General features: G+C 73.6%; 31 protein-coding genes. 13 read left to right on the plus strand and 18 right to left on the minus strand.

Going from position 1 to position 25,968, the window contains the following annotated elements; genetic code table 11:
• Position 1 precedes the first annotated feature (1 nt).
• Complete coding sequence (locus ACFVXJ_RS02490) at positions 2-652, plus strand: 4'-phosphopantetheinyl transferase (RefSeq protein ID WP_389657333.1); 651 nt, start codon at positions 2-4, stop codon at positions 650-652.
• A 15-nt stretch (positions 653-667) separates the two neighbouring features.
• On the opposite strand, the gene ACFVXJ_RS02495 is transcribed toward ACFVXJ_RS02490, so the two are convergent.
• From ACFVXJ_RS02495 to ACFVXJ_RS02520, 6 genes are all read right to left on the minus strand, one after another.
• Positions 668-1,705, minus strand: coding sequence for an AraC family transcriptional regulator (locus tag ACFVXJ_RS02495; protein ID WP_389657336.1), 1,038 nt, complete (start codon positions 1,703-1,705; stop codon positions 668-670).
• A gap of 124 nt (positions 1,706-1,829) precedes the next feature.
• Entirely contained in the window at positions 1,830-2,354 is a 525-nt protein-coding gene (locus ACFVXJ_RS02500; protein WP_389657339.1) for a DUF1772 domain-containing protein, read from the minus strand.
• Positions 2,351-2,989, minus strand: coding sequence for a hemerythrin domain-containing protein (locus ACFVXJ_RS02505; RefSeq protein WP_389657342.1), 639 nt, complete (start codon positions 2,987-2,989; stop codon positions 2,351-2,353). Before ACFVXJ_RS02505 ends, ACFVXJ_RS02500 begins: the two co-directional genes overlap by 4 nt.
• A 117-nt stretch (positions 2,990-3,106) precedes the next feature.
• Positions 3,107-3,934: an NAD(P)H-binding protein gene (locus ACFVXJ_RS02510; RefSeq protein WP_389657345.1), complete on the minus strand. Its 828-nt coding sequence runs from the start codon at positions 3,932-3,934 to the stop codon at positions 3,107-3,109.
• 125 nt (positions 3,935-4,059) lie between these two features.
• Positions 4,060-4,875, minus strand: a complete 816-nt coding sequence (locus ACFVXJ_RS02515) for an SDR family NAD(P)-dependent oxidoreductase (protein ID WP_389657348.1) — start codon at positions 4,873-4,875, stop codon at positions 4,060-4,062.
• Between the two features lie 102 nt (positions 4,876-4,977).
• Positions 4,978-5,541 (minus strand): hypothetical protein, encoded by a 564-nt coding sequence (locus tag ACFVXJ_RS02520; RefSeq protein ID WP_389657351.1) that lies wholly within the window; start codon positions 5,539-5,541, stop codon positions 4,978-4,980.
• 522 nt (positions 5,542-6,063) lie between these two features.
• Between ACFVXJ_RS02520 and ACFVXJ_RS02525 the strand changes: the two genes are divergently transcribed.
• The 3 genes from ACFVXJ_RS02525 to ACFVXJ_RS02535 are packed head-to-tail and all read left to right on the plus strand — an operon-like array spanning position 6,064 to position 9,984.
• Positions 6,064-7,491, plus strand: coding sequence for a hypothetical protein (locus ACFVXJ_RS02525; protein WP_389657354.1), 1,428 nt, complete (start codon positions 6,064-6,066; stop codon positions 7,489-7,491).
• 22 nt (positions 7,492-7,513) lie between these two features.
• Positions 7,514-8,950, plus strand: a complete 1,437-nt coding sequence (locus ACFVXJ_RS02530) for a hypothetical protein (RefSeq protein WP_389657356.1) — start codon at positions 7,514-7,516, stop codon at positions 8,948-8,950.
• Positions 8,950-9,984 (plus strand): beta-ketoacyl-ACP synthase 3, encoded by a 1,035-nt coding sequence (locus ACFVXJ_RS02535; RefSeq protein ID WP_389657359.1) that lies wholly within the window; start codon positions 8,950-8,952, stop codon positions 9,982-9,984. The genes ACFVXJ_RS02530 and ACFVXJ_RS02535 overlap by 1 nt, the downstream gene beginning before the upstream one ends.
• A gap of 26 nt (positions 9,985-10,010) precedes the next feature.
• Here the strand turns inward: ACFVXJ_RS02535 and ACFVXJ_RS02540 are convergent, their stop codons facing one another.
• Positions 10,011-10,865, minus strand: coding sequence for a lysophospholipid acyltransferase family protein (locus tag ACFVXJ_RS02540; protein ID WP_389657362.1), 855 nt, complete (start codon positions 10,863-10,865; stop codon positions 10,011-10,013).
• Positions 10,866-11,068: 203 nt separating this feature from the next.
• Here ACFVXJ_RS02540 and ACFVXJ_RS02545 point away from each other — a divergent pair, with 203 nt between their 5' ends.
• The 3 genes from ACFVXJ_RS02545 (at position 11,069) to ACFVXJ_RS02555 (ending at position 13,678) form a co-directional block, all read left to right on the plus strand.
• Positions 11,069-11,320: an acyl carrier protein gene (locus tag ACFVXJ_RS02545; protein ID WP_389657365.1), complete on the plus strand. Its 252-nt coding sequence runs from the start codon at positions 11,069-11,071 to the stop codon at positions 11,318-11,320.
• Positions 11,317-12,522, plus strand: coding sequence for a beta-ketoacyl-[acyl-carrier-protein] synthase family protein (locus ACFVXJ_RS02550; protein WP_389657368.1), 1,206 nt, complete (start codon positions 11,317-11,319; stop codon positions 12,520-12,522). Before ACFVXJ_RS02545 ends, ACFVXJ_RS02550 begins: the two co-directional genes overlap by 4 nt.
• Before the next feature lie 109 nt (positions 12,523-12,631).
• Complete coding sequence (locus ACFVXJ_RS02555; protein ID WP_389657372.1) at positions 12,632-13,678, plus strand: LacI family DNA-binding transcriptional regulator; 1,047 nt, start codon at positions 12,632-12,634, stop codon at positions 13,676-13,678.
• 32 nt (positions 13,679-13,710) lie between these two features.
• Here ACFVXJ_RS02555 and ACFVXJ_RS02560 read toward each other — a convergent pair whose 3' ends face one another.
• The 8 genes from ACFVXJ_RS02560 to ACFVXJ_RS02595 all read right to left on the minus strand — a co-directional run bounded on the left by ACFVXJ_RS02560 (position 13,711) and on the right by ACFVXJ_RS02595 (position 20,825).
• The gene (locus tag ACFVXJ_RS02560; protein WP_389657375.1) at positions 13,711-14,418 is read right to left on the minus strand and encodes a sulfite exporter TauE/SafE family protein; all 708 of its coding nucleotides are present in this window, start codon (positions 14,416-14,418) and stop codon (positions 13,711-13,713) included.
• Positions 14,415-15,821: an amidohydrolase family protein gene (locus tag ACFVXJ_RS02565; RefSeq protein WP_389657378.1), complete on the minus strand. Its 1,407-nt coding sequence runs from the start codon at positions 15,819-15,821 to the stop codon at positions 14,415-14,417. Before ACFVXJ_RS02565 ends, ACFVXJ_RS02560 begins: the two co-directional genes overlap by 4 nt.
• Positions 15,822-15,845: 24 nt before the next feature.
• Positions 15,846-17,342, minus strand: a complete 1,497-nt coding sequence (locus ACFVXJ_RS02570) for a uracil-xanthine permease family protein (protein WP_389657381.1) — start codon at positions 17,340-17,342, stop codon at positions 15,846-15,848.
• A gap of 225 nt (positions 17,343-17,567) precedes the next feature.
• Entirely contained in the window at positions 17,568-17,747 is a 180-nt protein-coding gene (locus ACFVXJ_RS02575) for a hypothetical protein (protein ID WP_389657384.1), read from the minus strand.
• 126 nt (positions 17,748-17,873) lie between these two features.
• The gene (locus tag ACFVXJ_RS02580) at positions 17,874-19,121 is read right to left on the minus strand and encodes an SLC13 family permease (RefSeq protein ID WP_389657386.1); all 1,248 of its coding nucleotides are present in this window, start codon (positions 19,119-19,121) and stop codon (positions 17,874-17,876) included.
• Between the two features lie 69 nt (positions 19,122-19,190).
• Entirely contained in the window at positions 19,191-19,604 is a 414-nt protein-coding gene (locus ACFVXJ_RS02585) for a DUF2267 domain-containing protein (protein WP_389657389.1), read from the minus strand.
• 119 nt (positions 19,605-19,723) lie between these two features.
• The gene (locus ACFVXJ_RS02590; protein WP_389657392.1) at positions 19,724-20,119 is read right to left on the minus strand and encodes a DUF2267 domain-containing protein; all 396 of its coding nucleotides are present in this window, start codon (positions 20,117-20,119) and stop codon (positions 19,724-19,726) included.
• A 268-nt stretch (positions 20,120-20,387) separates the two neighbouring features.
• On the minus strand, positions 20,388-20,825 hold the full coding sequence (locus ACFVXJ_RS02595) for an Hsp20/alpha crystallin family protein (protein ID WP_389657396.1): 438 nt from the start codon (positions 20,823-20,825) through the stop codon (positions 20,388-20,390).
• A 134-nt stretch (positions 20,826-20,959) separates the two neighbouring features.
• Between ACFVXJ_RS02595 and ACFVXJ_RS02600 the strand changes: the two genes are divergently transcribed.
• The 4 genes from ACFVXJ_RS02600 to ACFVXJ_RS02615 all read left to right on the plus strand — a co-directional run bounded on the left by ACFVXJ_RS02600 (position 20,960) and on the right by ACFVXJ_RS02615 (position 23,147).
• Positions 20,960-21,637 (plus strand): HSP18 transcriptional regulator, encoded by a 678-nt coding sequence (locus ACFVXJ_RS02600; RefSeq protein WP_389657399.1) that lies wholly within the window; start codon positions 20,960-20,962, stop codon positions 21,635-21,637.
• A gap of 52 nt (positions 21,638-21,689) precedes the next feature.
• The gene (locus tag ACFVXJ_RS02605; RefSeq protein ID WP_389657402.1) at positions 21,690-22,118 is read left to right on the plus strand and encodes an STAS domain-containing protein; all 429 of its coding nucleotides are present in this window, start codon (positions 21,690-21,692) and stop codon (positions 22,116-22,118) included.
• Between the two features lie 168 nt (positions 22,119-22,286).
• Positions 22,287-22,787, plus strand: coding sequence for a C40 family peptidase (locus tag ACFVXJ_RS02610; protein WP_389657405.1), 501 nt, complete (start codon positions 22,287-22,289; stop codon positions 22,785-22,787).
• A gap of 132 nt (positions 22,788-22,919) precedes the next feature.
• Positions 22,920-23,147 (plus strand): DUF6296 family protein, encoded by a 228-nt coding sequence (locus tag ACFVXJ_RS02615; protein ID WP_361311812.1) that lies wholly within the window; start codon positions 22,920-22,922, stop codon positions 23,145-23,147.
• A 27-nt stretch (positions 23,148-23,174) separates the two neighbouring features.
• Here ACFVXJ_RS02615 and ACFVXJ_RS02620 read toward each other — a convergent pair whose 3' ends face one another.
• Together ACFVXJ_RS02620 and ACFVXJ_RS02625 are read right to left on the minus strand one after the other, a co-directional pair.
• Positions 23,175-23,777 carry a VanZ family protein gene (locus ACFVXJ_RS02620; protein WP_389657408.1) on the minus strand — a complete coding sequence of 201 codons (603 nt, stop codon included), beginning with the start codon at positions 23,775-23,777 and terminating at the stop codon, positions 23,175-23,177.
• Between the two features lie 70 nt (positions 23,778-23,847).
• Complete coding sequence (locus ACFVXJ_RS02625) at positions 23,848-24,186, minus strand: hypothetical protein (protein WP_389657411.1); 339 nt, start codon at positions 24,184-24,186, stop codon at positions 23,848-23,850.
• 204 nt (positions 24,187-24,390) lie between these two features.
• Between ACFVXJ_RS02625 and ACFVXJ_RS02630 the strand changes: the two genes are divergently transcribed.
• Together ACFVXJ_RS02630 and ACFVXJ_RS02635 are read left to right on the plus strand one after the other, a co-directional pair.
• Positions 24,391-24,612, plus strand: coding sequence for a DUF5133 domain-containing protein (locus tag ACFVXJ_RS02630; protein ID WP_389657414.1), 222 nt, complete (start codon positions 24,391-24,393; stop codon positions 24,610-24,612).
• Positions 24,613-24,731: 119 nt separating this feature from the next.
• The gene (locus tag ACFVXJ_RS02635) at positions 24,732-25,310 is read left to right on the plus strand and encodes a Dps family protein (RefSeq protein ID WP_389657417.1); all 579 of its coding nucleotides are present in this window, start codon (positions 24,732-24,734) and stop codon (positions 25,308-25,310) included.
• Between the two features lie 188 nt (positions 25,311-25,498).
• Here the strand turns inward: ACFVXJ_RS02635 and ACFVXJ_RS02640 are convergent, their stop codons facing one another.
• Positions 25,499-25,936, minus strand: a complete 438-nt coding sequence (locus ACFVXJ_RS02640; RefSeq protein ID WP_389657420.1) for an ATP-binding protein — start codon at positions 25,934-25,936, stop codon at positions 25,499-25,501.
• Positions 25,937-25,968: the final 32 nt, after the last annotated feature.

Consider the following 25,968-nt stretch of genomic DNA (forward strand, 5'->3'; position numbering starts at 1 on the left):
GATGATCGAGGCACTCCTGCCGCCGGGCGTCACGTCGTCGGAAGCCTTCGACGACGAGGCGCCCGCGCCGCTCTTCCCCGCCGAGGCGGCCCTCATGGAGGGCCGCCTCGCCCGCCGTCGCCGCCAGTTCGCCACCGCCCGCGCCTGCGCCCGTCGCTGCCTGGCCGCCCTCGGTCACTCCCCCGCGCCCCTGCTGCCGGGCCCGGGAGGCGCGCCTTCCTGGCCGGCGGGCGTGGTCGGCAGCATCACCCACTGCGACGGCTACCGCGCGGCGGTGGCGGACCTGTCCGACCGTACGGCGGCGCTCGGCATCGACGCGGAGCCCGCGGGCCCGCTGCCCGAGGGCGTCCTGGGGCTGGTCACCTCCCCCGCCGAACGCGCCCATCTGCGGGAACTGGCCGCGGACCACCCCGGTATCCCTTGGGACCGCCTGCTGTTCTGCGCCAAGGAAGCGGTCTACAAGGCCTGGTACCCGGCCACCGGCGTGTGGCGGGGGTTCCGCGACGCCACCGTCGCCCTCTCCCCCGAGGGCACCTTCACCTGCGCGCTCGACGTCCCGGCCGCCCTGACCGCACCCGTCGACCCGGTGTATCACGGCCGCTGGTCCGCCGCCCCCGAGCTGGTTCTCGCGGTGGTCGCCCGGCGCCGGTGAGGTCGGCTCGGGAGGTCAGCCCGAGTGCGGTCGGCTCGGGTGCGGTCGGCCAGGGTGCGGCCCGTCGAGGACGACCGTACGGGGCGAGCGCGGGCCCTCTCCGGACGCGGGCTCGCCCACACCCGCGCGGAACTCCTTCGGGCTGACGCCACGCACCCGCTTGAAGGCCGCCGACAGCGCGAACGCCCCGCTGTAGCCGACCCGGCGGGCCACCGTCGCCACCGTGGCGTCGGGTTCGCGCAGGTAGTCGGCGGCCAGGGCGATGCGCCAGCCGGTGAGGTAGGCGACCGGGGGTTCCCCGACGATGTCCGTGAAGCGGCGGGCCAGGGCCGCCCGGGAGACGCCGACCTTGCGGGCGAGTTCCTCGACCGTCCAACCGTGGGCCGGGTTCTCGTGCAGCAACCGCAGCGCCGGGCCGACCACCGGATCGCTCTGGGCCCGGTACCAGGTCGGCGCGCCACTGCCCGGGGCCGCGAGCCAGGCGCGCAGGACGCCGATCAGGAGCAGGTCCAGGAGCCGGTCGAGGACGATCTCCTGCCCCGGTTCGTCCCGGGAGATCTCGGCCGCCAGCAGGGTGATCAGGGCGTGGTCCGCGGACTCCGCCGGGCGTACCAGGATCGTGGGCAGCACGCTCAGCAGCCGTCGGCCGATCTCGCTCGGCGCCTGGTAGGTGCCGCTGAGCATCACCGCCGAGCCCGCGTCCTGGAGCGGGTCGCCCCAGGTGCGGACGCCCAGGGCCATGGTCTCGGTGACGTCCTCGCCACTCTCGGTACTGCACCGCTGCTCCGGTCCGACCGTGATCTGGACCGGCGTGTCCGAGGAGTCGGCGACCGTGTAGGGCTCGGGACCGTGGACGACGGCCACGTCGCCGGGCCCGATCCGTACGGGAGTGCCGTGGTCCGGCACCAGCCAGGCGTCGCCGTGCACCATGGTGATGACCGACAGCGGAGCACGGTCCTCCACGCGCAGCGACCAGGGCGGGTTGAAGACGGACTTGAGGAGGAAGGCGCCGCGCGCCTTCGGGCCTTCCAGCAGACCGGTCAGCGTGTCCATGCGGATATCCTCTCTCGTTTCCCGCCGGGCGGGTACGCGTGAGGCGCCCGCTCTCCCGCGGGGGACGGTGGGGAGAGCGGACGCCGTTCACGGGGGCGCCGGGGCGCCGGGACGCTCTGCTGCGCTACGGGGCCGGCGGACGACCGTGCAGGGTCAGCGCCCGGCCCAGGGCGGCCAGGGCGGTCGCGCAGGCCAGGGTGCGGACGATGTTGCCGGCCCGCCATCGGGTGCCGAACCCGGCGCGGGCCGCGCTGAAGTCGCTTCCGGCGCGCGCCAGTCGGGCGTTGAGGGGCAGGTTGACCAGGGCCGTCACGACCAGCGAGAGGGCGTAAAGGGCGAAGGCGGTCCAGGCCCAGCGCGCGGTGTGCGGGCGTCCTCCGCGCTGCTGTTGCGCGGCGGCCACGCCGGTGGCGAGGAACGCGCCCAGGAAGAGCAATCCGAACAGCCCGTTGTCGATCGCCTCGTTGATGTTCCGCATGGCCGTCACGTACGTCTCGTCGTCGCCGCGCCCCAGGCCGGGGATCACCGAGACGTCGAAGGCGAAGTAGAGGCCGGCCATCAGACCGGTGCCCACGGTCGCCGCCACCAGGGTCACCGACTGGGCCTTCGTACCCGTCACGACCGTCGTGTCCGTAGTCGCTCGCGTCACTTGTGGAGTCCCTTCAACGTGTTCTCGTACCGCTTGCGGAGCAGGGTCGCGCCGAGCAGTCGGACCGGCGGCGGGATGGTGGCGCCGACGTGCGCGACGGACGCGGGACTCGCGCCGTCGAACATCCAGGGCTGGAGGTACAGCAGCACCCGGCGGGGGGCGGTGGCCACCAGCTTGCGCTCCTCCGCGAGGTAGGCGCGCTCCCCCATCCGCTCGAAGACGGGGAACACGACGCGTTCCTCGTCGCGCAGGTGGTCGTGCAGGATGTCCCGGAAGTCCCGCGCCGCCGGGACCAGCCCGTCGCCGCCGCGGGCGACGGCGGTGCCGACGGCGGCCATGGCGGTGTCCAGTTCCTCGTGGTCGTCGTGCAGTTCACCGGCCTGGGCGTCGAAGTCCGCGTCACGGCGCCGCAGTCCGGGCCACAGCACGTCGTCCTCGCTGGTGTGGTGCCATTCGATGACCTCGCGCAGGCGCCCCCACCACTCGGCGCCGCCACCGCGCCATGCCGGTGCGGCGTCGCACAGGCGTGCGGCGTCGCGGCGCATCGCCCGGTGCATCAGGGCGAATCCGTGAAAGTGCGGCGCGAGCGCGTCCAGTCCGTGTTCGCTGGAATGGTGCGGCTGGTGCGTGGGCATCGGGGGCCTCCTGCCGGTCGGTGCGGCGTGCGTACGTGCTCCGTGTCGGGCGGGGTGGGCGCGGGGCGGCCGCCCGCAAAGCGGCCGCTCCGCGCCCACCCGGGGGGCCCGGCGCGGTCAGACGTCCCAGACTCCGGTCGCCGCGGCCTCGCGGGCGAAGTCGGCGAAGTCCTTGGGCTTGCGGCCCAGGGCTTCCTCCACTCCGTGCACGAGGTGCGCGTTGCGGCCGTCCAGGATCATGGTGAACAGGTCGGCGAACTCCTCCGGGAGGTCGTTCTCGCGCAGCACCGCGCGGTACTCCTCGTTGGTGACGGACACGTACGTGATCTGCCGGCCGGTGGCCTTCGACAGTTCGGCGGCCACGTCGCTGTAGCTCAGCAGGCGCGGTCCGGACAGTTCGTAGGTCTTGCCGATGTGCTTGTCGTCGGTCAGGGCGGCCACGACCACGTCGGCGATGTCGTCGGCGTCGACGAACGCCTCCACGGCGTCGGCGGTGGGCAGGGCGATCTCGCCGGCCAGGACCGGCTCCAGGAAGAAGCTCTCGTTGAAGTTCTGGTTGAACCAGCTGGAGCGGACGACGGTCCAGTCGGCGCCGGACGCCTTGAGGTTGTCCTCGCTGACCCGGGCGGCCTCCTCGCCCCGGCCGGAGAGCAGGACCAGGCGGCGGGCGCCGTTGTCGACGGCCACCTTGGCGAACGCGCCGACCTGTTCGGCGGCCCCCGGGAAGGCGAGGTCGGGGTAGTACGTGACGTACACCCGGTCGACGCCCTCCAACGCGGGCACCCAGGTGTCAGGGTCGTTCCAGTCGAAGGCGGGCTCTCCCGAGCGGGAACCGACCCGGACCGGGAGGCCCTGGGCGGAGAGCTTCTCGGCGACGCGTCGGCCGGTCTTGCCGGTGCCGCCGATGACGAGTGTGGTCCGGATGTTCTGCGTGGTCCGAGTCATGAGTACAGTCAAGTCCCTCGGCGCGAGACGGGACATGGCCACGAAGCTCAGTTCCATATGCGTGCGTCTACGCGTGGTCGTGTCACGTGATCGGGTCGGGGGTCGGCGCCGGGGGCGCGGCGGGGTCAGAAGCGGCCGAGTCCGCCGCAGACGTTCAGGGCCTGGGCGGTGATGGACGCCGCCGTGTCGGTCGTCAAATAGCCTACGAGCCCGGCGACTTCCTCGGCGGTGGAGAAGCGGCCCAAGGGTATCTGGGCCTCGAACTGCTGCTGGACGTACTGCTCGGTCGTGTCCCACACCCGGGCGTATCCGGCTCGTACGCGGGCCGCCATCGGCGTCTCGACGTATCCGGGGCAGACCGCGTTGACGGTGATGCCCAGGGGTGCCAGCTCCTTGCCGAGGGCCTTGGTCAGGCCGACCACGGCGTGCTTGGACGCCGAGTAGGGGGCACCGAGCAACACCCCCTGCTTGCCCGCGGTGGAGGCGATGTTGATGATCCGGCCGCGGCCGGCGGCGGCCAGACCGCCGTTGGTGAGTGTCTCCCGGGTGACCAGGAAGACACTGTTGAGGTTGGTGTCGATGACCTCGTTCCACAGTTCGTCGGTGAGGTCGGCGGTGGTGCCGCCGCCGCTGCGTCCGGCGTTGTTCACCAATATCCTGACCGGGCTGTCGAAGGTCGCGACGGCCGCCGCGACCAGTCCCTTGACCTCGGCCCGGTTGCGCACGTCCGCCGTCGCGCCCTCGACCTCCAACCCTTCGGCGCGCAGGTCTTCCACCGTCTGTTTGACGTCCGTCTCCGTGCGCGCGCAGATGAACACCCGGTGGCCCCGGGCGCCCAAATCGCGCGCGACGGCCAAACCGATACCGCTGGTCGCCCCGGTGACCAGGGCGAGGGACCCGTCGGCGGCCTGACCGGCCCCCGGCGTCGACTGTGTCTTCATCGGGCGCCCTCCGTTGCTCGCTGATGCCCAGACGATGCCGGCGATGACTCGGGGCGCGCCGGAGAGGCGATGGAGGGGCCGTTCAGCCTCGCTGTAGGGCGGTCAGCCGGAACTCCCGGAACCACAGACCTTGTTGTAGGCCGCGTCGACGCCCTGCTGCCATGCCGCCCAATAGGCGTCGGAGTGCTGCTGGCTCTTGTTGGGCGTCACGTGGCCGTCGCAGTTCTTCTGCGCGGCGGCGCGTCCGGCGCGGTAGCCGTCGCCGTAACCGCGGCCCTTGTCCTTCATGTTGTTGTTCGGGTTGGTGCTGGGGTTGGTCGTCGTGCCGCCGGTCTTGACGACCTTGCAGTTGACGAAGGTGAAGTTCTGGTCCTCGTGGACGGCGAGGACGGTGTAGTCGACGTTCTTCTGGAAGCGCGTGACCTGGAAGTTCCCGTTCGCGTCGACGTTCAGGGGCTCGGTGCTCTCGCCGTCGTTGAGGTTGCGCGGGGCCGTGAACCCCTCGCCCCTGATGGTGACGGAGGTGCCGTTCGCGTTCGGGGTGACCGTACAGCTCGCCGTGGGCACGGCAGCGCCGGCCGACGGCGCCAAGGCGACCGCGCCGGACAGGGCGAAGGAGGACGCGAGCAGTGCGGTGATCACGGTGCGTCGTGTGGGTCGGGCCATGGTGGTGCCCCTTCCGAAAAGAGACGATGCGGGAGCGGAGGGGGCGGTCAGTCACGCGCGCGGCGTCACGGGCGCGTCACGGGGCGCCGGGCAACCCGGCCACCACACCTCTCGGCGGCGGCCCGCGGTCCCGCGGGCTCCGCCCTCTCCATCCTCCCTCCGGCCCTACGGGATGTCGACCGGGCCGGTGTCGGCCCGCTTCGGCCCCATGTCGGGCGTCGCGGACCGGTGTCCGGTCCGAGTGGTCCCGTCGGCCGCGCGGCCGGCCACCCTTCGCCGCCGGGCGGACGTCTGTCAACACGACGGCGCCGGCGTCATCCCCGCGGGGTCGACCGGTTCCTTCGCCGCGGAGCGGGCACCGCGCCCGCCTGCGGCCGGGGTCCGCGCGGGGTGTCCGGGGCGCGGGGGTGACCGACCGGCGCGCGGGGCGCGTCCGGGTGCTCGCGTTCGGTGCCACCATGCCTGCGCGAACAGCGGGTACGGCGGCGCGGCCGTCGCCCAGGGACGAGAGGGAGCACACCGGTGAGCCAGGTGGTCGACGGAACGACGCGGCACGTCCCGGCCCAACAGGGGTCCGACGACACCGGGAGGAGCGCCGCCCCGGCACGGACCGACGCGGAACTGCTCATCGCGGCGTCGATCCTGCTGGCGGACGCGGCGCTCACCGCCAAACAGGCGGGCGCGGAGCTGACCGGGGCGCTCTCCAGCCTCCGGTTCGGGTGGGAGGCGCTGCGCCGCCCCGGCTGGGCGCTGGGCACGGCCGTCTCCTGCGCGAAGGCGCTCACCAGCCCGGCGGGGCTCGGCTTCGGGGCGAACGGTGGTCTCTTCGGGGAACTGGCGCGGATGGCGGGGAGCATGACGTACCGCCGCCCGGCGAAGGTGGCCATGGCGGTGGACGCGTTCGCCATGCGCATCCGCGCCGTCGCGGTCGAGCACCCGAACCTGGACTCGCCCCTGGCCAGGCGGCTGACGGACGCGATGGTGGCCGGCAACCGGCTGGAGGCGCTGCGGGCGATGTACGCGCTGGTCGAGCGGCTGGGCGTGACCCGTGCCCTGACCACGGTGTCGCCCGTCATCATGGAGTTGCTCGCGCTGTCCGGACTGCTCGACGAGAACCCCGTCAACGACGACTTCTCGTGGGTGACCCTCGCCGGCGGGGTGCCCACCACCGATCCCTTCCTGGGGCTGCCCAGTTCGCTGTTGGGTTACCTCAACCCCGGCCCCGGACGCGCGGAGCGGGCCGAGCCGGACTCCATCCTGGCGCGGGTGCTGGAATCGTCCCGCAACGACATCGTCAGCTACGTCAACGACATCGGGGCGCTGGGCAACCACGGCCTGGTCCTGCTACGCCGCGTGGCGTGCGCCGACGGACAGCAGCGGCACGTGCTGCTGCTGCCCGGGACCAGCTTCGGCCTGCTGAGCAACAGCACCCCCCAGGACCTGGTCGGCGCGTTCGACGGACTGCTGCGCACCGATACGACGTACACCCGCGCCGTGAAGCGGCTGATCCTGCGGTCCGGACTGCCGGCCGGGGCGGAGCTGATGATCGTCGGGCACAGTCTGGGCGGGCTGACCGCGATGAACCTCGCGACGGACGTGGACCTGGCGTCGACGTACCGCATCACGCACGTGATCACGGTGGGTTCCCCGATCGACGGGAAGCGGCCCGCCGACCACACCACCCAGGTGATCAGCCTCGTCAACAAGCACGACGTGATCCCCATGCTGGACGGGCGCGGACCGGCGTCGCCCAACGACATCCCCGACAGCTGGGTCGAGTTGGCCTGGCTCGACGAGTCGTACGACTACCCGCTGTCGCACGCCCCGCAGGCGTACTCGGACACCCTGCGCGGGGAGTTGACCACCTACCGGGACCAGGTCAACAAGCTGATCACGGCCTACGACGGCGAAGTGGTCGCGAACCAGCCGTACATGCTCCGTGACAAGTGACGACCACGAGGGAGAGCGACCGATGACCATTGCCGAAAGCCCGGCCGGCGCGGCGCGCCGGCCGGCGACCGCCCTGGCGCTGGAGAACGCCTTGTTCAGCGCGGCCATGCTCGCGCGCCGGCTGCCGTGGACCGACGCCCCGGCCCGGGCGCTGGGGTGGGACGCGCTCACCCGCGAGGGGATGACGAGCGGACTGCTGGCACACCTGCGGCGCACCCGGTCCGGGCGGCCCGTACGGCTGCGCACCGCGTTCGGGACCTTCCTCGTACCGTCGACCCGGGTCGACGCCGCGGGCCTGCTCGCCCGGGCGGAGGAGGCGGGCGTGCTCGGCGCGCCGTCCGGTCTGACGCCGGGCGGGCTGCGGTACGGGCTCTCCCCGCACGTGCCATTGGGGCGGGAGGTGCCGGTGGCGCGGGGGCAGTGGGCGGCCCTGCTCGCCGAGGACGTGGACGGGGTGCTCGCGGCCCGGCGCGGGGACGGCACGCTCGACTGGGACGCGTGGCGGCGCGGCATGGAGCGGGTCGCGCGGCGGATCGTGGTGGGCACGGCGGCGGCCGAGGACACCCTGCTGAGCGAGATCGTCGCCCGGGCGGCGGCGGAGTCGGGCCGCCGTTCCCAAGGGGCCCGCGGCGCGGCCCTGGCACGGCGGCTGGCCCCGTACCTCGCGGACCGCGACCCCGCTTCACTGATCGGCTGGTTGGCGGCGGACGGGGCCGGACCCGAGAGCGCGGCCCCGGCCCTCGCGCACGCGCTCGCCGTGGTCGGCGGGGCCGCGGCCGGGGCCACCCTCCAGGCGCTGGCCCTGGTCGGCGTGGGGGCGGTGGCCGAGGCCGGCGAGGCGGTGGCCGAGGCGATGCGCCGGTTCCCGGCCGTCCCCGCCGCCGTATACCCGGTGGGCGGCGCCTTCGTGTGGGAGTCACTGGCGGTCGAGGCCGGGACGGAGATCCTGTGGGCGCCCGGCTGGGCCCGCGACGACGACCACTCGGGCGCCGGGCCGTCGGCGCTGTGCGGGGCCCCGTCCGGCTGCGCGGCGGCCCGCTTCGCGGAACACGTCGCCGAGGCGGTCGTGGGCCGCGTGCTGGAGGCGACGCACCCGGTGGTGATCTCGCCCCGGCTCGACGTGGACCGGCTGCCGCAGGCGCTGGACCCGGCCACGCTGCTCGTCGCCTTCCGCGAGGCCGAGGGGTTGCCCGGGGACGGGCGGGTGACGGTCGGCCTGCCGGCGGCGGTGCCGCTCTCGGCGCACGGCTACGCACCGGCCGCCTACGGGGCACTCGCCCAGGCCAGTGCGGACCGGCTGGAGCGCCACGCGGAGAGCCTCGCCGCCTGCGCCGCGAACGGCGGTTGGGACACCGACGAGGCGGGCGAGGGGTTCCGCATGACCCTCCTCGCCCACGCCGAGCGGTGCGCCCAGGCCGCCGACGACGTGCGGCGGGCAGCGCAGCGGCTGGCCGGCTGATGACGGCGCGGGTACCCGGTGCCGGCCGGGGCGCGGTGGTGGCGGGACTCGGCTCCTACGTGCCGCCGCGGGTCGTCACCAACGCCGAGTTGTGCGGGAACCGGCCCGTCGGCGACGAGTGGATCCGTGCCCGTATCGGCGTGGGCAGCCGGCGCGTCGCCGACGGGGAGGCCACGGTCGACCTGGGCGTGCGGGCCGGCCGCGGCGCGCTGGCGGCCGCCGGGGTCGCGCGGTGCGACGCGGTGGTCCTGGCCACCATCTCGCCGGACCGGCTCCTGCCGGGCGGGGCGCCGGAGGTGGCCGCGCGGCTGGGGTGCGGGACGGTACCGGCGTTCGATCTGGCGTCGGGGTGCAGCGGGTTCCTGTACGGCTTGGGCGTCGCCTCGTCGATGATCGTCTCGGGGGCCTTCGACAGCGTGCTGCTCGTGGCCTCGGACGTGTTCAGCGCCTTCCTCGATCCGGACGACTGGCTGATGGCGGCCATCTTCGGCGACGGCGCGGGGGCGGTGGTCCTGCGGGCGGGCGACGCCGACGAGCCGGGTGCGCTCGGTCCGTTCGACCTGGGCAGCGACGGCGCGCAGGCCGACCTGCTGGAGGTTCCCGGGGGCGGGGCGCGGGCCCGTAAGCGCGCCTTGGCGGCGGGCGAGGAGTTCTCGCCCTACTTCCGGATGGACGGGCCGGTGGTACGCAAGCAGGCGATCGTCGGCATGTGCGATTCGGTGACGAGGGCGGCGCACCTGGCGGGGTGGTCGGTCGACGACCTGGACGCGGTCGCCGCCCACCAGGCCAACCAGCGCATCCTGGACGGCCTCGCCGCCGAACTGGGGCTCCGGCCGGGGCGGATGCTGTCGGGCATCGAGGCGTACGGGAACACGGGGGCGGCCTCCGTGCCCGTGCTGCTGGCCCAGGCCGCCGCGGCGGGAACGCTGCGGCCGGGGATGCGGGTGGCGCTGACGGCGTACGGCGCGGGGCTGGCCTGGGGGTCGACCACCCTGGTCTGGCCCGATGTGCGGGCGGTGACCGACGACGGGTGACCCGGACCGGGTCACCACCGGCCGACTCACCAGAACGGCGTCTCGCGCCGGCTCCGCTCCCGGTCGACCAACTCCTGGACGGCGGACTGGGCCTCGGCGCAGAGGCGGCGGGCGGCGGCCGAGCGCCCGGCGAGGGACTCGGCCCGCGGCGGCGCGGGGATCGGCTCGCCGATGGTGATCAGCCACTTGGCCGGCAGCGGGAAGGGCGGCGTGATCGGGAAGTAGGGCAGGTCGAGAAGGCGTGCCAGCGCCGGTACGTCGCCGAGCCTCGGACACGCCTCCTCGGCCCCGATGACGGAGACCGGGACGACGGGCGCGCCGGCCCGGACGGCGGTGACGGCGAATCCTGGGCTGAACGGACGCAGCCGGTATCGCTCGTCGAACGGCTTTTCCAATCCGGCCATTCCCTCGGGAAACACCCCGACGAGCCCCCCGGCGTTCAGGTGTTCCCATCCCAATGTCGGGTCGAGCGGAATGGCACCCTTCTTCCGCGCATATGACCCGATCACCGGGACGCGGAAAACCAGCGGGGCGGCGGGCACGTGCAACGGCCGATCCAGTCCGCGGACGAGTACGTTCTGCAGAACGAAGGCGTCGAGCCCCCAGGCACCCGAATGATTGGCGACGAGGACGGCGGGGCCTTCGGCCGGGATGTTCTCCCATCCCGTGACCTCCAGGCGGAAGTATTCGTCGACGAGCCAGCCGAGGAGTCGCTCCCAGGCGCCCTCCCCTGCCTTCCCCAACACCCGCTTCAGATGGCGGAGTTCCACGCCCGCCACGTCGAGGACATCGGCCACGGCGACCGGATCGACGATCGGGTCGGCGATCGGGTCGGCGGGGTCGACCGGCTCAACGGTCGAATCGGTCACGATTTCCGGCATGAATGATCCTCACTCTCCCCCACAGGGGTCGCAAAAAGGCCGATCGCGGACGCGTTTTGAGTAATTAGGCGGCCGTGGTACTTATGTGGGAACGAGGCCCCGCCCCACGACCTCGCGGATAATCGCTTTTCCGTTCCCCTTCGACCGTCGGCCACCGCGCCAGAGTGCTGCACGAGGCCGCGAAACCGCAAATGAGAGATGCCGTGACCATTTCCGCGCAGGAATCCGTCCTCCACGCGATCAGCGAACTGCTCGTCGAGAAGTTCGATGTCCCCGCCGACGAGGTGCGGGCGGACGCGCCGATGCGCGAGCTGCTGACCGACTCGCTCATGGTGGTCGAGATGGCCATCGCCGTACACGAGACGCTGGACGTCAAGGTCGAGGAGGAGGAACTGCGCGCCATGACGCTCGCGGAGTTCGCCGAGGCCGTCGACGCACGACGCACGGGCCGATGACCCGACGCCCGGCGCCCGTCGTCACGGGGATCGGGCTGGTCACGCCGGCCGGCTGCGACCGGGACACCACCTGGTCGGCGGTCCTCGCCGGCCGCCCCACCGCCGCCCCCGACCCCGCGCTGGACGGTCTGCCCGTCTCCCTCAGCTGTCGCGTGCCGGAACTGGACCATCCCGTCCTGCGCCACCGCGGCTCGGGACGTCTCGACCGGGTCGACCGCTTCGCCCTGGTGGCGGTCGCCCAGGCGATCGAGCAGGCCGGGCTCGACCCGGCGCGGTGGGACGGCAGCCGGGTCGCCGTCGTCACGGGCGGCGGCCTGGGGGGGCTCCTGACGCAGGAGACGGCGCTCGCCCGGCTGGCCGAGCGGGGGCCGGAGTTCGTCTCGCCCTACTTCCTCACCGGCTATCTGATCAACATGGCGTGCGCCAACATCGCCCTTCGCTTCGAGGTGACCGGCCCCACCCTCTCCACCTCCACGGCGTGCGCCTCCGGCACCACCGCGCTGGGCCTCGCCCGGGACCTGCTCTCGACCGGCCGGTGCGACATCGCCCTGGTGTGCGGCGCGGACGCGGCCGTCACCCGGCTGGTGGTCGCGGGCTTCACCCAGATCGGCGCGCTGTCCGGCACGGGCTCGCGGCCGTTCGACGCCACCCGGGACGGCTTCGTCATCGCGGAAGGCGCCGGCGCCCTGGTCCTGGAGCGACCCGAACACGCGGCGGCGCGCGCGGCCCGACCCCTGGCGCGGCTCATCGGATACGCGGCCTCCACCGACGCCCACCACCTGGTGGCCCCGCACCCGCGGGGGCGGGGCGCCGAGCAGGCCGTCCGCGCCGCCCTCGCGGACGCCGGCGTGGCGCCCGCCGAGGTCGGCCACGTCAACGCCCACGGCACCTCGACCCGGCAGAACGACGACGTCGAAGCGGGCGTCCTGCGGCGCGTGTTCCCCCACCGGCCGCCGGTCACCTCGGCCAAGGGGGCACTGGGACACACGCTGGGCGCCGGGGGGGCCATCGAGGCGGCGCTGACGGTGCTCGCCCTGACCGAGGGCACCGTTCCGCCCACGGCCGGCCTGAACGAGCCGGACACCGGGGCGGGGATCGACGTCGTCGCGGGACCGGCCCGCGCGCACGCCTTCGAGATCGCGGTGAGCAACTCCTTCGGTTTCGGCGGTCACAACGCGGTCGCGGTCCTCGCCCGGCCCTGAACCGGCCCGGGCCGCGCGGGGCCCCGCGCCCGCCCCGTCTTCCCGCAGGGGCCCCGGTCGGCGAAGATGCGGAGGTCACCACTGCGCAGCGCGAGGAGCGTTACCCCAGATGTCGCCTTCCGGTACCGGTGCCCGGCCGCCCACGATCGCCGATGTGGCCCGGGCCGCCTCGGTCTCACGGACGACCGTCTCCCATGCCCTGAACGGGATCGGGAAGGTCGACCCCCGGACCCGCGAACGCATCAAGGCGATCGCCGCGGAGCTCGGGTACCGGCCGAACCTGCGCGCGCAGCGCCTGCGGCGCGGCGAGGCCAAGGCCATCGCGCTGGCCTCCTCGATGCCGTTCGCCGTGGCGGGCGGCCCGTCACGGCTCGGCTTCTACATGGAGGTCGCCGCCGCGGCGGCGGAGCGGGCGCTGGTCCACGGCTACGCGCTGGTGCTCGTCCCACCGGTCCGCAGCGGGTCCCCCCTGTACTCGGTGGACATCGACGGGGCCATCGTCGTGGAGCCCGACACGGACGACGTCGCGGTGGCGCAGTTGCGGGAGCGGGGGTTGCCGTACGTGGCGCTGGGACGGCCGGTCTCCCCCGCCGAGGCCGCCCCCTACGTCGACCTGCGCGGCACCCCCGTCGCGCAACTGCTGCTCGGGCACCTGCGGGAGCAGGGCGCGCGGCGGCCCGCGCTGATCGTCGGGGACGGCGCGCGCCACTCCGGCGTCGACGCCCGGGCGGTGTTCGAGGAGGCCGCGGCCCGGCACGGCGGGCAGCCGCTGGTGGCGACCGCTCCCGAGGAGGGCGGCGAACAGGCGGGGTACGACGCCTGTGCGGCGCTGCTCGCCGCCCACCCCGACATCGACGCCGTCTGCGCTCTGGTGGACACCTTCGCCGTCGGCGCGGTCCGGGCGCTGAAGGACGGCGGTCGACGGATTCCCGAGGACGTCATGGTGGTCACCCGCTACGACGGGCTGCGGGCCCGGACCTGCGAGCCCCCGCTCACGGCGGTCGACCTGCACCTGGACGACGCGGCGTCGCAGGCGGTGGAGCTGCTGCTCGGCCGACTGCGCGGCGAGGACGCCCCACCCGTCGCCACGGCCCCCGCTCCCCGCCTGGTCGCCCGCGCGTCCTCCCTGCGCACGCGCCCGTCGACGGCGCCCTGAGGGCTGACCCGCACTCCCCGGCGGGACAGCCTTCAACCGAGCATCAGCACCACCCCGGAGACCAGCGCGAAGCCGAGGACGAACAGGCGCATCCGGCGGGCGTCGAGGCGGTGGTGGACCAGACGGCTCAGCCAGGCCCCGACCGCCAGGGCGGGCAGCAGCAGCAACGCCGGCAGGAGCCGGCCCGGGTGGCCCTGGCCGGTCGCGAACAGCAGCGCGAGCGACGCCACTTCGCCGACGAGGAAGCACACGGCGATGGTGGCCCGCAGCTCGGCGGGCGGTCGGTGCTGGTAGACCAGCGCGAGCGGCGGGCCGCCCACCCCCGTCGCGGTTTCCGTGAGCCCGGTGATCAGGCCGGCGCCCAGGTACGCGCCCCGGCCGGGGGTGAAGGCGGGCGCGGCGAGACTGACCAGCGCCGCCAGGACCGTGGCGGCCCCGACGAAGAGCCCGAGCCGGTCGTCGGGGATGGCCCACAGCAGGACGAGGCCGAGCGGGGTGGCCGCCAGCCGTGCCCCGGTGATCCAGCCGGCGCCCCGCAGGTCCAGGCTGTCCCGCTCGCGCCAGGCCACGTAGGCGTTGAGCGGGATCATCGACGCGAGGACGAACACGGGCAGCAGTCCGGGATCCAGCAGACCGGCGACCGGGGCGACGATCAGGGCGAACCCGAGCCCGCTGGTCCCCTGCACGAACGCGGCGACCGCCACCGTGGCGGCCAGCAGGGCAAGGGTCTGCGTGCTCACCGTGCCACGCTCCGCGCCTGGTGTCGGTCGGCGCGGGCGGCCGTGGAGGTGGGGTGGGTCCGGGTGACCGCGGCGCGCCCCAGTACGGAACGGGAGAGTTCGGCCGCCTGCCGCACCAGCGCCGGGCCGTCCCAGTCCGTGGGCCAGCCGCGCCACAACCGTAGCCGGCCGCCGACGAACACGGCGGTGATCTGGTCGCGGTTGCCGCGCCGCACCAGTTCCCAGGGCAGGTCCCAGGAGAGCCGCATCTCGGGGGTCGATATGTCGACGAGCAGGAAGTCGGCGGCGGCCCCTTCGGAGACGGTTCCGGTGAAGGAGCCCAGGCCGAGGGCGTCGGCGCCGCCCCGGGAGCCGTGCTCCAGCCAGGTCCAGCCCGCTCCGCAGGAGGAGTCGCCGGAGGCCAGGCCGTAGGCGAGCCGCTGGGCGGACTCCGCGGCGTCGGCGAGCCGGAAGGCGTCGCCCCGGGTGCCGTCGGTGCCCAGTCCGAAGCGGATGCCGCGCTCGGCCATCAGGGCCGCGGGGGCGACGGCGTTCCCCTTCCAGGCACTGGCCACCGGGTTGTAGCTGACGGCAGCCCCGCTGTCGGCGAGGAGGGTGAGCTCGGCCGGGGTGAGGAGGGTCGCGTGGGCGGCCACCAACTGGGGTCCGAGGGCGCCCACGTGGTGCAGGTGTTCCAAGGGGCGCAGACCGTGCCGGACGAGGGAGCGTTCGACGGCGACGAGGTGCTCGTTGACGTGGATCTGTACGACGGCTCCGGCCTCGGCCGCCAGGCGGGCGGTCTCCCGCAGGGTGCGGGCGGTCGCGGCCTCGGGGATGGAGACGGCGAGGGACGGGTGGATCAGGTCGTCGGCGTCGTAGCGGGCCAGGTGTTTGTGCGCCTGGGCCATGACGTCCGCGGCGTCCTCGCCCGGGGCGTCGTTGCACAGGAGCCCGAGCACGCAGCGGATCCCGGCGTCCCGCGCGGCGGCCGCGACGACGTCCGCCTCGACGGCGGCCCGGGTGCCCGCCTCCGCGACGGTGGTGAAGCCGCCGCGCAGGGACTCCAGCGCGGCCAGCTTCGCGGCCACGTAGGCGGACTCCTCGTCCAGCGCGCCCTCCAGCGGTGCCCACACGCGGCGGAAGATCTCGGAGGGTTCACCGAACGCGAGGGCCGCGCCGAAGCTCTGGGTGAGGTGGTGGTGGGTGTCGACGAAGCCGGGCATCAGCGCGTGCCCGGGCAGTCGTACGGGTGTCAACCGCGGGTGCCGGGAGCGCAGTTCGGCGGCCGGGCCGATGGCGCCGAAGGAGCCGTCGGCCACGACGACGGCGTGTGCGTCGAGCGGCCCGTCGGGGGTGATCACCACGTCGGGCAGGAGCAGCCGCGGGCCGGTGCCGGCGAGGTGGTCGGGGGACACGTCGTTCATGGTTCTCTTTCCGATGGGGGGAGTTCAGCCGCGCGGCACGGGCGCGTGGAGTGGCGGCGCCCCCGGCTCGGGCTGCGGCGCGGCCTCGGCGGCCTCGGGGGCTTCCGCGGCCTCGGCCGGGCGGGCCCTGGTCAGCTTCGGGTGGTGGAAGAGCACGTTGAGGAGGGCGGCGGTGAACGCCCCGACCGCGACGCCGCTTTCGAGAAGGATGCGGGGCCCCGACGGCAGGCTCCCGTAGACGCCCGGGATCAGGATGGGCAGCAGCCCGAGGGCGAGGGACACGGCGCAGATGAAGGTGTTGGTGTGCCGGTCGAGTTCGGCGCGGCCCAGCATCTGGATGCCGAGCACCGTGATGACGGCGAAGACGACCATGGCGGTGCCGCCGACGACGGCCGCGGGTACGACGCTGATCGCGCGCGTCACGGGAGCGAGGAACCCGACGCAGATGAGGACGACGCCGGCCGCGGCGGTGACGAAGCGGCTGCGGACGCCGGTGACGCGGACGATGCCGATGTTCTCTCCGCTGGTGACCATCAGCGGCAGTCCGAAGAAGCCGCCGAGGAGGGACACGACCGCGTCGCCGCGGATGGTCTTGGGTACGTCGACGCGCCGGTCGATGGGCTTTCCGACCGCTTCCGCGTTGATGACCGTCTGCCCGGTGGCCTCCGCCATGGAGGCGAGGCTGTAGAGCATCAGCGGCAGTGCGGCGACCAGGTTGAACTGCGGCGAGCCGAACGGCAGCAGTTCGGGCGCGCCGAGCAGCGGACCGTGGAGGGCCCGGCCGAAGTCGACGTCGCCGAGGGCGAAGGCCAGGGCGGTACCGGCGAGCAGGCCGAGCATGACGGCGAGCTGGCGCAGGACGCCGGTGAAGAGCCGGTAGAAGGCGATGGTGAAGCCGATGGTGGCCAGGCCCAGCACGAGGTGGCCGGGATCGGCGAAGCCGGGCTCGTCGGGCCGGCCGGTGACCAGGAGCGCGCCGACCTTCACGAGGTTCACGCCGACGATGACGATCATCGTGCCGATGACGAGGGCGGGGAAGAAGGCCAGCAGCCGGGAGAAGACGGGCAGCACCACGAAGTAGAAGGCGGCCGTGAGGATCACGGCGCCGGTCGCGGTGGGCAGGCCGTGCTGCTGGGCGATGGCGAGGAACAGGATGAGCGGAGCGCCCCCGGGCAGCATGACGAACGGAAGCCGGGGGCCGAACTTCCAGGGGCCGAGGGACTGGATCAGCGAGCCGATCCCGGACAGGACGAAGGCGGCGGAGAGGAGTTTGACCGTGAGCCGGGAGTCCAGCCCCAGGGTCGCGCTCATCAGGAAGATCGCCGAGATGGGGGTCGCGGCCATCACCAGGACGTGTTGGACGCCGAAGAGCAGGATCCGGCCCAGGGGGCGGGTCTGGTCCACGGGATGGGGCTGTCGAGCGGACTGCTGCTCTTCGCCGGGCTGGTCCTGGGCGGACCGGTCCTCCGAGGGTGGCTGCGAGGGCAGGGGACGGCGGTTGGCGGTACGGAAACCGGGCACGTTCGAGCTCCGTTCGGCTCGTTCCGGATATGGCTGTCCCACGGCCCGGGACGGGGGTCGCGGCAACAAGGCCAAATCGATTTGGCCGCCAGTATGTGAGGGTCGTTGGGCCGCGTCAAGAGATCGGGACGAGACGGGTAGGAGTCGTCCGGTTGCAAACGCGGGGCCAAAAAAACTCCCCCTCCCCCACAAGGGGGTCGGGGGAGTAATGTGCCCCGGTGCGGGTCACTGCGGAGTGTGGAAGCGGCCCGCGCCGCGCTGCTGGGGAACGGTCTTCAGCCGGTGCGCGCCGGAACGCCGGCGCCCGGGAACGGGGTTGCGCCGCGTGGGGGCCGAAGGGGCCACGACCAGGAGGGCGATGAGGGCGAAGACCGCGACGAGGATGAGCCCGGCAACGAGGTTCATGTTCCTGCCTTCCGTCGGTACTGACGGTCTGACTGTCTTTCACTACATCCTGTAACCGAAAATCACGTCGGTAAACACGACGGGTGAGAGGGGGAGTTGTGCCGCGATGCGCGGCGGCCCTCCGCGTCAGGGCCCGAAGAGTCCCAGGGAGGCCCACAGGGCGACCGTCGAGGCGACGAGGGCGGCGGGGACGGTGAGGAGGCCGAGTCGGGTGAACTGCCCCAGGCTGACCTGGTGGTCGTGCCCGTGGGCGATGCGCCGCCACAGCAGCGTGGCCAACGACCCGGCGTAGGTGAGATTGGGTCCGATGTTCACCCCGAGGAGCACGGCGAGCACCGCGCCGGGGCCGGCGGGCGCGGCCAGCGGGACCAGGGCCAGCACGGCCGGCAGGTTGTTGATCAGGTTGGCCAGCAGCGCGGCGAGCGCGGCGGTCCCGAGCAGCGCGGGCAGCCCGGTACCCCCGGGCAGGACGTGGCCGAGGGCGTCGCCGAGCCCGTGGTCGACGACGGCCCGGACCACGATGCCGAGCGCGAGCACGAAGGCGAGGAAGGACGGGGCCGCGGCGCGCAGCACGGCGCCGGCCGTGGTGCGGCGGCGTGCGAGCGCCCGTACGGCCATCACCAGCGCGCCGGCGGCCGCGGCCCAGGCCGGGTCGATGCCGACGGCGGACGCGACCGCGAACCCGGCGAGGGTGGCGGCGACGGTCACGAGCGCGAACAGCGGCAGTTCGGGCTGTTCCGTCGCCTCGGGCCGCTCCGCGGGCGCGTTCAGGTCCGCGGCGAAGAAACGGCGGAAGGCCAGGTATTCGACGCCGATCGCGGCCAGCCAGGGCAGCGTCATCAGCAGCGCGAAGCGCGTGAAGGTGAGGCCGCTGGCGGTGTAGGCCAGCAGGTTCGTCAGGTTCGACACCGGCAGGAGCAACGAGGCCGAATTGGACAGGTGGGCGGCGGCGTAGACGTGGGGCGTGGGCCGTGCGCCCATGCGGGCCGCGGTCGCGAACACCACCGGGGTCAGCAGGACCACGGTGGCGTCCAGACTCAGTGCCGCGGTGATCAGCGACGCGAGGACGAAGACCGCGCCGAGCAGCCGGCGCGGGCGCCCGGCCGCCCAGCGTCCCATCCAGGTGCCGCAGGCGTGGAAGAGCCCGTCGTCGTCACAGAGTTTGGCGAGGACGAGGACCGCGGCGAGAAAGCCGATCACCGGCCCGAGCCGCTCCGCTTCCTCGCGCACGTGGCTCGGCGTGATCCCACCGACGGCGATGACCACCACCGCGGCCGGTACCGCGAACACCGCCTCCGACCGGCCGAAGGGACGGACGACGGCGCAGACCAGGACGACGACCAGGGCGGTGACGGAGATGAGCTCGACGGGCATGTCCCTGATCATCGCGCAGTGCCGACGGGGGCGGCGGACGCCGCCCCCGGTTCCGGCGCGCCCGCCGGGTCAGGCGGCGCTGCGGGCGGGCTGCGGGGTGAGGAGCTGCGCCCGGCCGAAGAGGAGCGCCCAGCCTTCGGGCAGGCCGGAGAGGACGCGGGCGAGGAGGTCGGGCCCGGCCAGGGCCGCCACGACGGTGAGGACCGCGCCGGCTTCCCAGCGGGCGGTGGCGGGCGTGCCGCCGGTCTGCGCCGCGAGGTCCTTGACGAAGGCCCAGCCGGTGCGGGGCCGGGGGTCGGGGACTTGGGCCGTGAAGGCGAGGGCGGCTTCCACGGGCAGGCGGGCGGCCAGGTCCACGCGCTCGTCGCCCGTGATCTGGCGGCCGAGGGCGGACATGACGTCGCGGACGGCGGTCTCGGCCCGCTCCCGGGTGGGGTACGCGCCTTCGTACCGCACCTTCTCCACCATCTGGTCGTAGGTCATGTCCGGCGCCTGCCGAACCCGTTCAGGCCGGTGGAACATGGATGCTGTGCGCCTTTCTCGTCGAGGGATCGGAGGGTGGCGGAAGGGGGATGGGAGAGGGTTCAGGTCGGCTGCGGGGTTCAGGTCGGCTGCGGGCTCCCGAAGAGGAGGTCGTAGCCGGGAGGCAGCTGGAGCAGGATGCGGCGGGTGAGGTCCTGGCCGGCCGCATCGGCGACGACGCTGAGCACGGCGCCGACGTCCCAGGCAGCCGTCGCCTGCGAGGCGCCCTCGATCCAGGCCGCCGTGGCGCGTACGAAGCGCTCCGGGGAGAGCGGCTCCACCGCCTGCAGCGGGTTGAGGAGGATCAGGGCGTACGTCTCGGGCAGACGGGCCGCCAACTCGGCGCGTTCGGTGCCGACGACGTGGGCGCCGAGCAGGGCCAGGACGACCCGGGCGGCCCGATCGGCTTCCTGAGGGGTGTCGTATTCGCCGCGTTCCCGGACCTGGTCGAGGAACGCCTCCCAACGCAATGCCATGGGCCTGTCCTCCTCGGTGCGTGTGCTCGCTGGGACGGGGGCCCGCGGGACGGTGCTCGCGGGGACGGTCTCCGGGGCGGGGGCCGCAGGCCCCCGCACGCGTGACGGAGGACGGGACTGCCGGGGGGAGTGAGCGACCCGTCCTCCGCGCCTCGGCCCTGGCCGGGCGGATCTTCCGCACACACGCGGTGTCGGACCACGGGCCCGGCCGGGGGCCACGGGACCGCGTCCGCCGGGGCCCGGACAGGGCAAGCGGCCGAGTGACCGATCAGCCGGAGATCTCCTTGCGCCCGTTGCCGGTGGCGCTGATGGTGACCTTGCGCGGCTTCGCGCGCTCGGCGATCGGGATGCGCAGGGTCAGGACACCCGCTTCGTAGTCGGCCTTGATGTTCTCGGTGTCCAGCGTGTCGGCGAGCACGATCTGCCGGGAGAACACGCCGAGGGGACGCTCGGAGAGTTCCATCTGCACGTCCTCGCCCTTGGCCGTCGGCCGGCGCTCGGCCCGGACGGTCAGCATGTTCCGCTCGACGTCGATGTCGATCGCGTCCGCGGTGACACCCGGGAGGTCGAAGGCGATCACGTAGTCGTCGCCCTCGCGGTAGGCGTCCATCGGCATCACGGACGGCTTCGACCAGGTGCCGGTGCTCCCCATCAGCTGCTGGGTGAGCCGGTCGAGCTCGCGGAACGGGTCGGTGCGCATCAACATCGCGAAACACCTCCAGTCGGTTCAGGCAGGAACTGCCAATGCGCTTCAACGTGCTTCCGTTGTAACATGTCGTCCAGGCGATGACAAGTGAAACGTCATCGGGAGGATGACGAGAGCGATCTACGGAGCAGCCCATGACCCCATCCGTGCAGCCCACCCCCCGAGCGGGTACGGGGCCGGCCTCGTTCCTCGCCGCGGCGGCGGCCCTCGAAACGATCGACCGAGCCGTCCGGGAGGCCCAGAACACCGACGCCGCGGACCACCGGGCGGACCACGTCGCGGACGGCCCGCACCCGGCCCTGGCCAGCCTCGTGCTGCTGCGCCGCGTGCGGGAGCAGCTCGCCGGCTGGGAGGCCGGGCTGATCGAGACCGCCCGCGAGGCCGGCGCCAGTTGGGCGGACCTGGCCGGGCCCCTCGGCGTGGCCAGCCGCCAGGCCGCCGAGCGGCGCTACCTGCGCCAACGCCCCGGCGAGTCCGGGGTGACCGGTGAGCAGCGGGTGCAGGCCGTGCGCGACCGGCGGGCGGCCGACCGCACCGTCACCGCGTGGGCCCGAGACAACGCCGCGGGCCTGCGCCGGCTCGCCGGGCAGGTCACCGCCCTGACGAACCTGCCCGCCAGTGCCGACCGGCAGTTGGGGGAGCTCAACCAGGCGCTCGCCCGCGACGACGCGGCACACCTCGTCCGCCCGCTCAGCGACACCCGGCGCCACCTGCGCCCCGAGCACTCCGAGCTCGCCGAGCGCATCGACGAGATGACCCGCCACACGCACCGGCTGCGCCGGGACAGCGACACCCAGCGCCGGGAGATCTGACAGAGGCGGACCCCGGTCACCGGGTGGCGAGGGGAGGAGGAAGGAGCAAGCGATGGCCAGGCGTCGACACGTGCCCGGCCCCACGCCGGAGGAGGTCGCGGCCGCCGTCACGACGAGCCGCTCCGACGGGCGCGTCACCGTGGCGGTGGCGGGGGAGATCGACGTCGCGACCGCACCACTGTTGGCCGAGGCGCTCCACGAGGCGCTCTCCGACGGCGCGACGCGCGTCGAGGCCGACTTCAGCGAGGTCTCCTTCTGCGACTGCTCCGGGCTGAACGTGCTGCTCCGCGCGGAGCGGGACGCCCGCGCCGGCGGCCGGACCCTGCGCGTGGCGGGAGTGCGGTCGCCCCAGGTGCGGCGCCTGCTCGAAATGACCGGCACGACGAGCATGATCAGGGCCGAGGAGACTGGCGCCGGTGCGGCCCCCCGACCCGACCCGCCGGCCGGCCCGACGCCCGCCTCCCCACCCTCCGCCCCGTAGGGGAGGGCGGGTCTCTTTACGCAACCGATACACCGCTTGAAGCTTCAAATCACCGGAAATGCCCCGACCGGCAGGAAGACTGGTCGGCCGTCGAGAGCCAAGCGCATGTCAATCAAGACCGGCCCCGGATGCGGGGCTGTTCCTGCAACCCAATGCGGAGGTATCACGATGGCCCCCTACGGAACGGAACACGCGCATTCCCCCGAAGAACCAGGGCCCACGGCCCCCTCGCCCCGAGTCCTCGCCCTGTCCTTCCTCGGCCTGTTCCTCGCCGCCTCGACGGTGACCGGCAGCGCCACACCGGCCCACGCCGCCGTATCGCACGGCGTAAAAGCCGTCGCGGTGGCCGCCTCCAAACGGGGGGCCCCGTACGCCTACGGCGCGGCGGGGCCCAAACGTTTCGACTGCTCGGGACTGACCTTCTACGCGTTCCGCAAGGCGGGAAGCCGGCTGCCGCGCACCGCGGAACAGCAATGGCAACAGACGCGGCACATCCCACCCGCCCGGCGCGCCCCCGGCGACCTCGTCTTCTTCCCCCGGGGCGCCACCATGCAACACGTCGGCATCTACGCCGGGGGCGGCAAGATCTGGCATGCCCCGCGGCCGGGCGGCCGGGTCCGCCTCGAACGGATCTGGACCTCCGACGTGCGCTACGGCCGCGCGGGCTGACCGGGCCACCCCTCACCGGGCCACCGCACCGGCTACCGCGCCGGGCCGCGCCGCCCTCGCGCGGCGGCAGCCCCCTTCGCCCATGATGGAAGGAGGAGAGCCCTCGACGGGCCCGACGGAAGGAGGCCCCAGGTGAGCGCCGAGCGCTACGAACTGGTGCTTCCCGGCGAGCCCGGTGCGGAGCCCGACACCGTGGTCGTCTCCCGGACCCAGCAGTCGGGGCCGGGCGGCCATCCCGTGTACGAGGACCGGACCGGCATCGTACGGGCGGAGATCAGCGACCGCGGCGAGGTACGCATGCTGCCGTCGGGCGGCCACCAGGACCCCGTCCCGGCACTGGAGGCACGCCCGCTCCGATGAGGGCGTCGCGCCCCGTTCGGGCCGGCCTCACTCCCCCGCCGTACCGGCTTCGGCCGGGCGGGACCAGCGGTGCCACCAGTGCCGGCGGCGGGGGTGGACGGCGCGCCCGAGGCGCCGTCCGACCAGCAGGTACCCCAGCAGCGCGCCCGTGGTGTTCAGGATGACGTCGTCGACGTCGAAGGCCCGCCCGCTCACCAGGGCGCCCTGGATCAGCTCCACCAGCGTCATCAGGACCGCCGTCACGACGGCGACCCTCAGCAGACCGCGGGCCGGCGGGACGAGCACCGGCAGCAGCACCCCGAGCGGCACGCCGAGCAGGACGTTGCCGCCGAGCTGACGCGCGGCCTCGCGCACGGACGGCCCGTGCAGGTACGCGTCGATCGAGCGGCCGGGGTGCACGTTGCTGTGGACGAGCGCCACCGACGCCGGGGACGGCTCCAGGGTGAGGCGGGCCAGCACCACGCTGAACCCCACGGTCACCGCGAAGGCACCGACCATGGCCACCGCCCGGACGACCGGTGAGGCCGGAGGCCGACCGCGCATCGCGGCCCGGGCGGGGGCGCGCGGTGCGTCCGGGGCGGTCGGCTCGTCGGTCTTCCTCGTACGCCACCACATGGGCCTGGTTGTCATGCGGGCCCTTGTACCCCGGCGGCGACTTCCAACGCGCCCTGATCCCAGCCGCGTTGGCGGGCCGGTCAGCTCAGGACGGGTGCTCCTCGGTCTGTCCGCACACCCAGGCCAGGGCGTCGTGCACCCCCTGGATGTGGGCGTGCGGCACGGAGCGCCGCGGTTGCTCCTCCAGCCGCACGACGGCTGCGTCCACCTCCGCGATCAGCAGGTCGATGCCCGGCGGCCCCTCGGCGTGGACCCCGGTGACGGGCCCTTCGTCCTCCCGGCCGAGAGCCCACTGGTAGCCGGTCGCGGCGCCCCGGGAGAACGGGGTGGACCGCTCCAGGCTTCCGTACGCCCGTTCGATGTCGGCCCGGCGGCGGGTTCCGACCATCTCCTCGCCGTCGCGGTCGGTGAATCGAGTCGCCATACGTACCCCGCCTCCCCGGATTCGTCACCGCCGACCCCGCGAGCGGCGCGGGGCCTCTGACTGCCCGCCTGCCCGGTCAGGGGACGGGCATGCCGGCCGGGTCGGGGGGGAAACATCGTACGCGCGCACGGAAGGCGCGCATCTTTTCGGCTTTCGAGGGCACTTCGGTGATCAGTCCCGTGAACCGGCCCGAAAGGACCTTCCATGTTGATGCCGTCCCCGATCGTCGTCCGTTCCCTCCTCGCCCGGTACGCCTCCCTGGCCGGCCGGGACTCCGCGACCGCGCGGCAGGAGCTGGAGCAGGTCTCCTACACCCTCTGCGTCACGACCGCGACGACCACGATCGAGGACGCCCTGGCCGCGGCCGCGATCATGGCCGAACGCGAACTGCCGACGACCCGCCAGGAGATGCGCCCCGCGGCCTAGTGCGGTGGCCGGGAAGCCGGTCGCCTCGGACCATATATATGCGTGTACCACGCATAAAAAGGGGGCGAGTGAGGCAGACGGTGGATATCGCACATCGGCACAGATTCGGAGTTTTCGTCATGGCTGAGCACACCACCGCACCGCACTACACCGTGCCGGGGATGTCGAAGGAGGAAGCCGCTCGCGTCGTGGACGTGCTGCGCATGCGGCTGCACTCGCTCAACGACCTGGCGCTGACGCTCAAGCACGTCCACTGGAATGTGGTCGGACCTCATTTCATCGCCGTCCACGAGATGCTGGACCCCCAGGTGGACGCGGTGCGGGAGATGATCGACACCACCGCGGAACGGATCTCGACCCTCGGCGGCGTCCCCGCCGGCACCCCGGGCGCCCTGGTCGCCGAGCGGACCTGGGACGACTACGACGTGGGTCGAGCCGACGCGGTCGCCCACCTGGGGGCACTGGACCTGGTCTACACGGGGGTCATCGAGGACCACCGGGCGGCGATGAAGATCACCGATGAGCTCGACCCGGTCACCCAGGACATGCTCATCGGTCAGCTCGCCCGACTGGAGCTCTTCCAGTGGTTCGTCCGCGCCCACCTGGAGAGCAGCGGCGGGCGCCTGAGCACCGCCGGCGCCCACACCCTGGACGAGGCCGCCGAGCAGGCCGTCCGGGACGCGCGCCGCGTGGCCTGACACCGCTCCCCCGCACCCGCGGGGCAAGCGCCGGGGCCGCCCGTTCCCCAAGAGGGAGCGGGCGGCCCCGGCGGCGGTGTGTGCGGCGGCCCGGTCGTGCGGCGGCCCGGTCGCGGCGCGACCGGGCCGTTCGGGCCGGGATCCGAGCCCTCCTCGGGCGACGTGGCCCACCGCCCGGGACCGGGTCCTCAGTTGAGGGAAGGTTCCGGCGGCGCCGGCTTGGGTGCGGGCCGCCCGGTCACCAGCCGGTCCGCGTCTATCTCCGCCCAGACGGACTTGCCGTGCTCGTGGCGGACAAAGCCCCAGCGGTCGGAGAGGCGCCGCACGATGTAGAGGCCCTGGCTTCCGGGGGCTCCGCGCTGGTGCTTGAGGGCGGGACGGGGAGGCTCGGGGTCCCCGTCGAACACCTCGATCCGCAGGCATTCGCCGGCCACGAGCAGCAGCTGTTCGCAGCCGCCCGCGTGGACGTTGGCGTTGGTCACCAGCTCCGAGACGATGAGGAGCGCGTCGTCGGCGGTCTCGCTCCCGTCCCAGCCCCAGTCGCGCAGGGCCCGGTACGTGAACTCCCGGCCCTTGGCGACCTGGCCGCGGGTACCGTCGAGGGTGAGCCGACGGCGCTGGCCCATGACCGGCGGTCCTGTGGGCAGTGGATCGCTGG

The sequence above is a fragment of the Streptomyces sp. NPDC058279 genome (assembly GCF_042881255.1).
Lineage (GTDB): Bacteria > Actinomycetota > Actinomycetes > Streptomycetales > Streptomycetaceae > Streptomyces.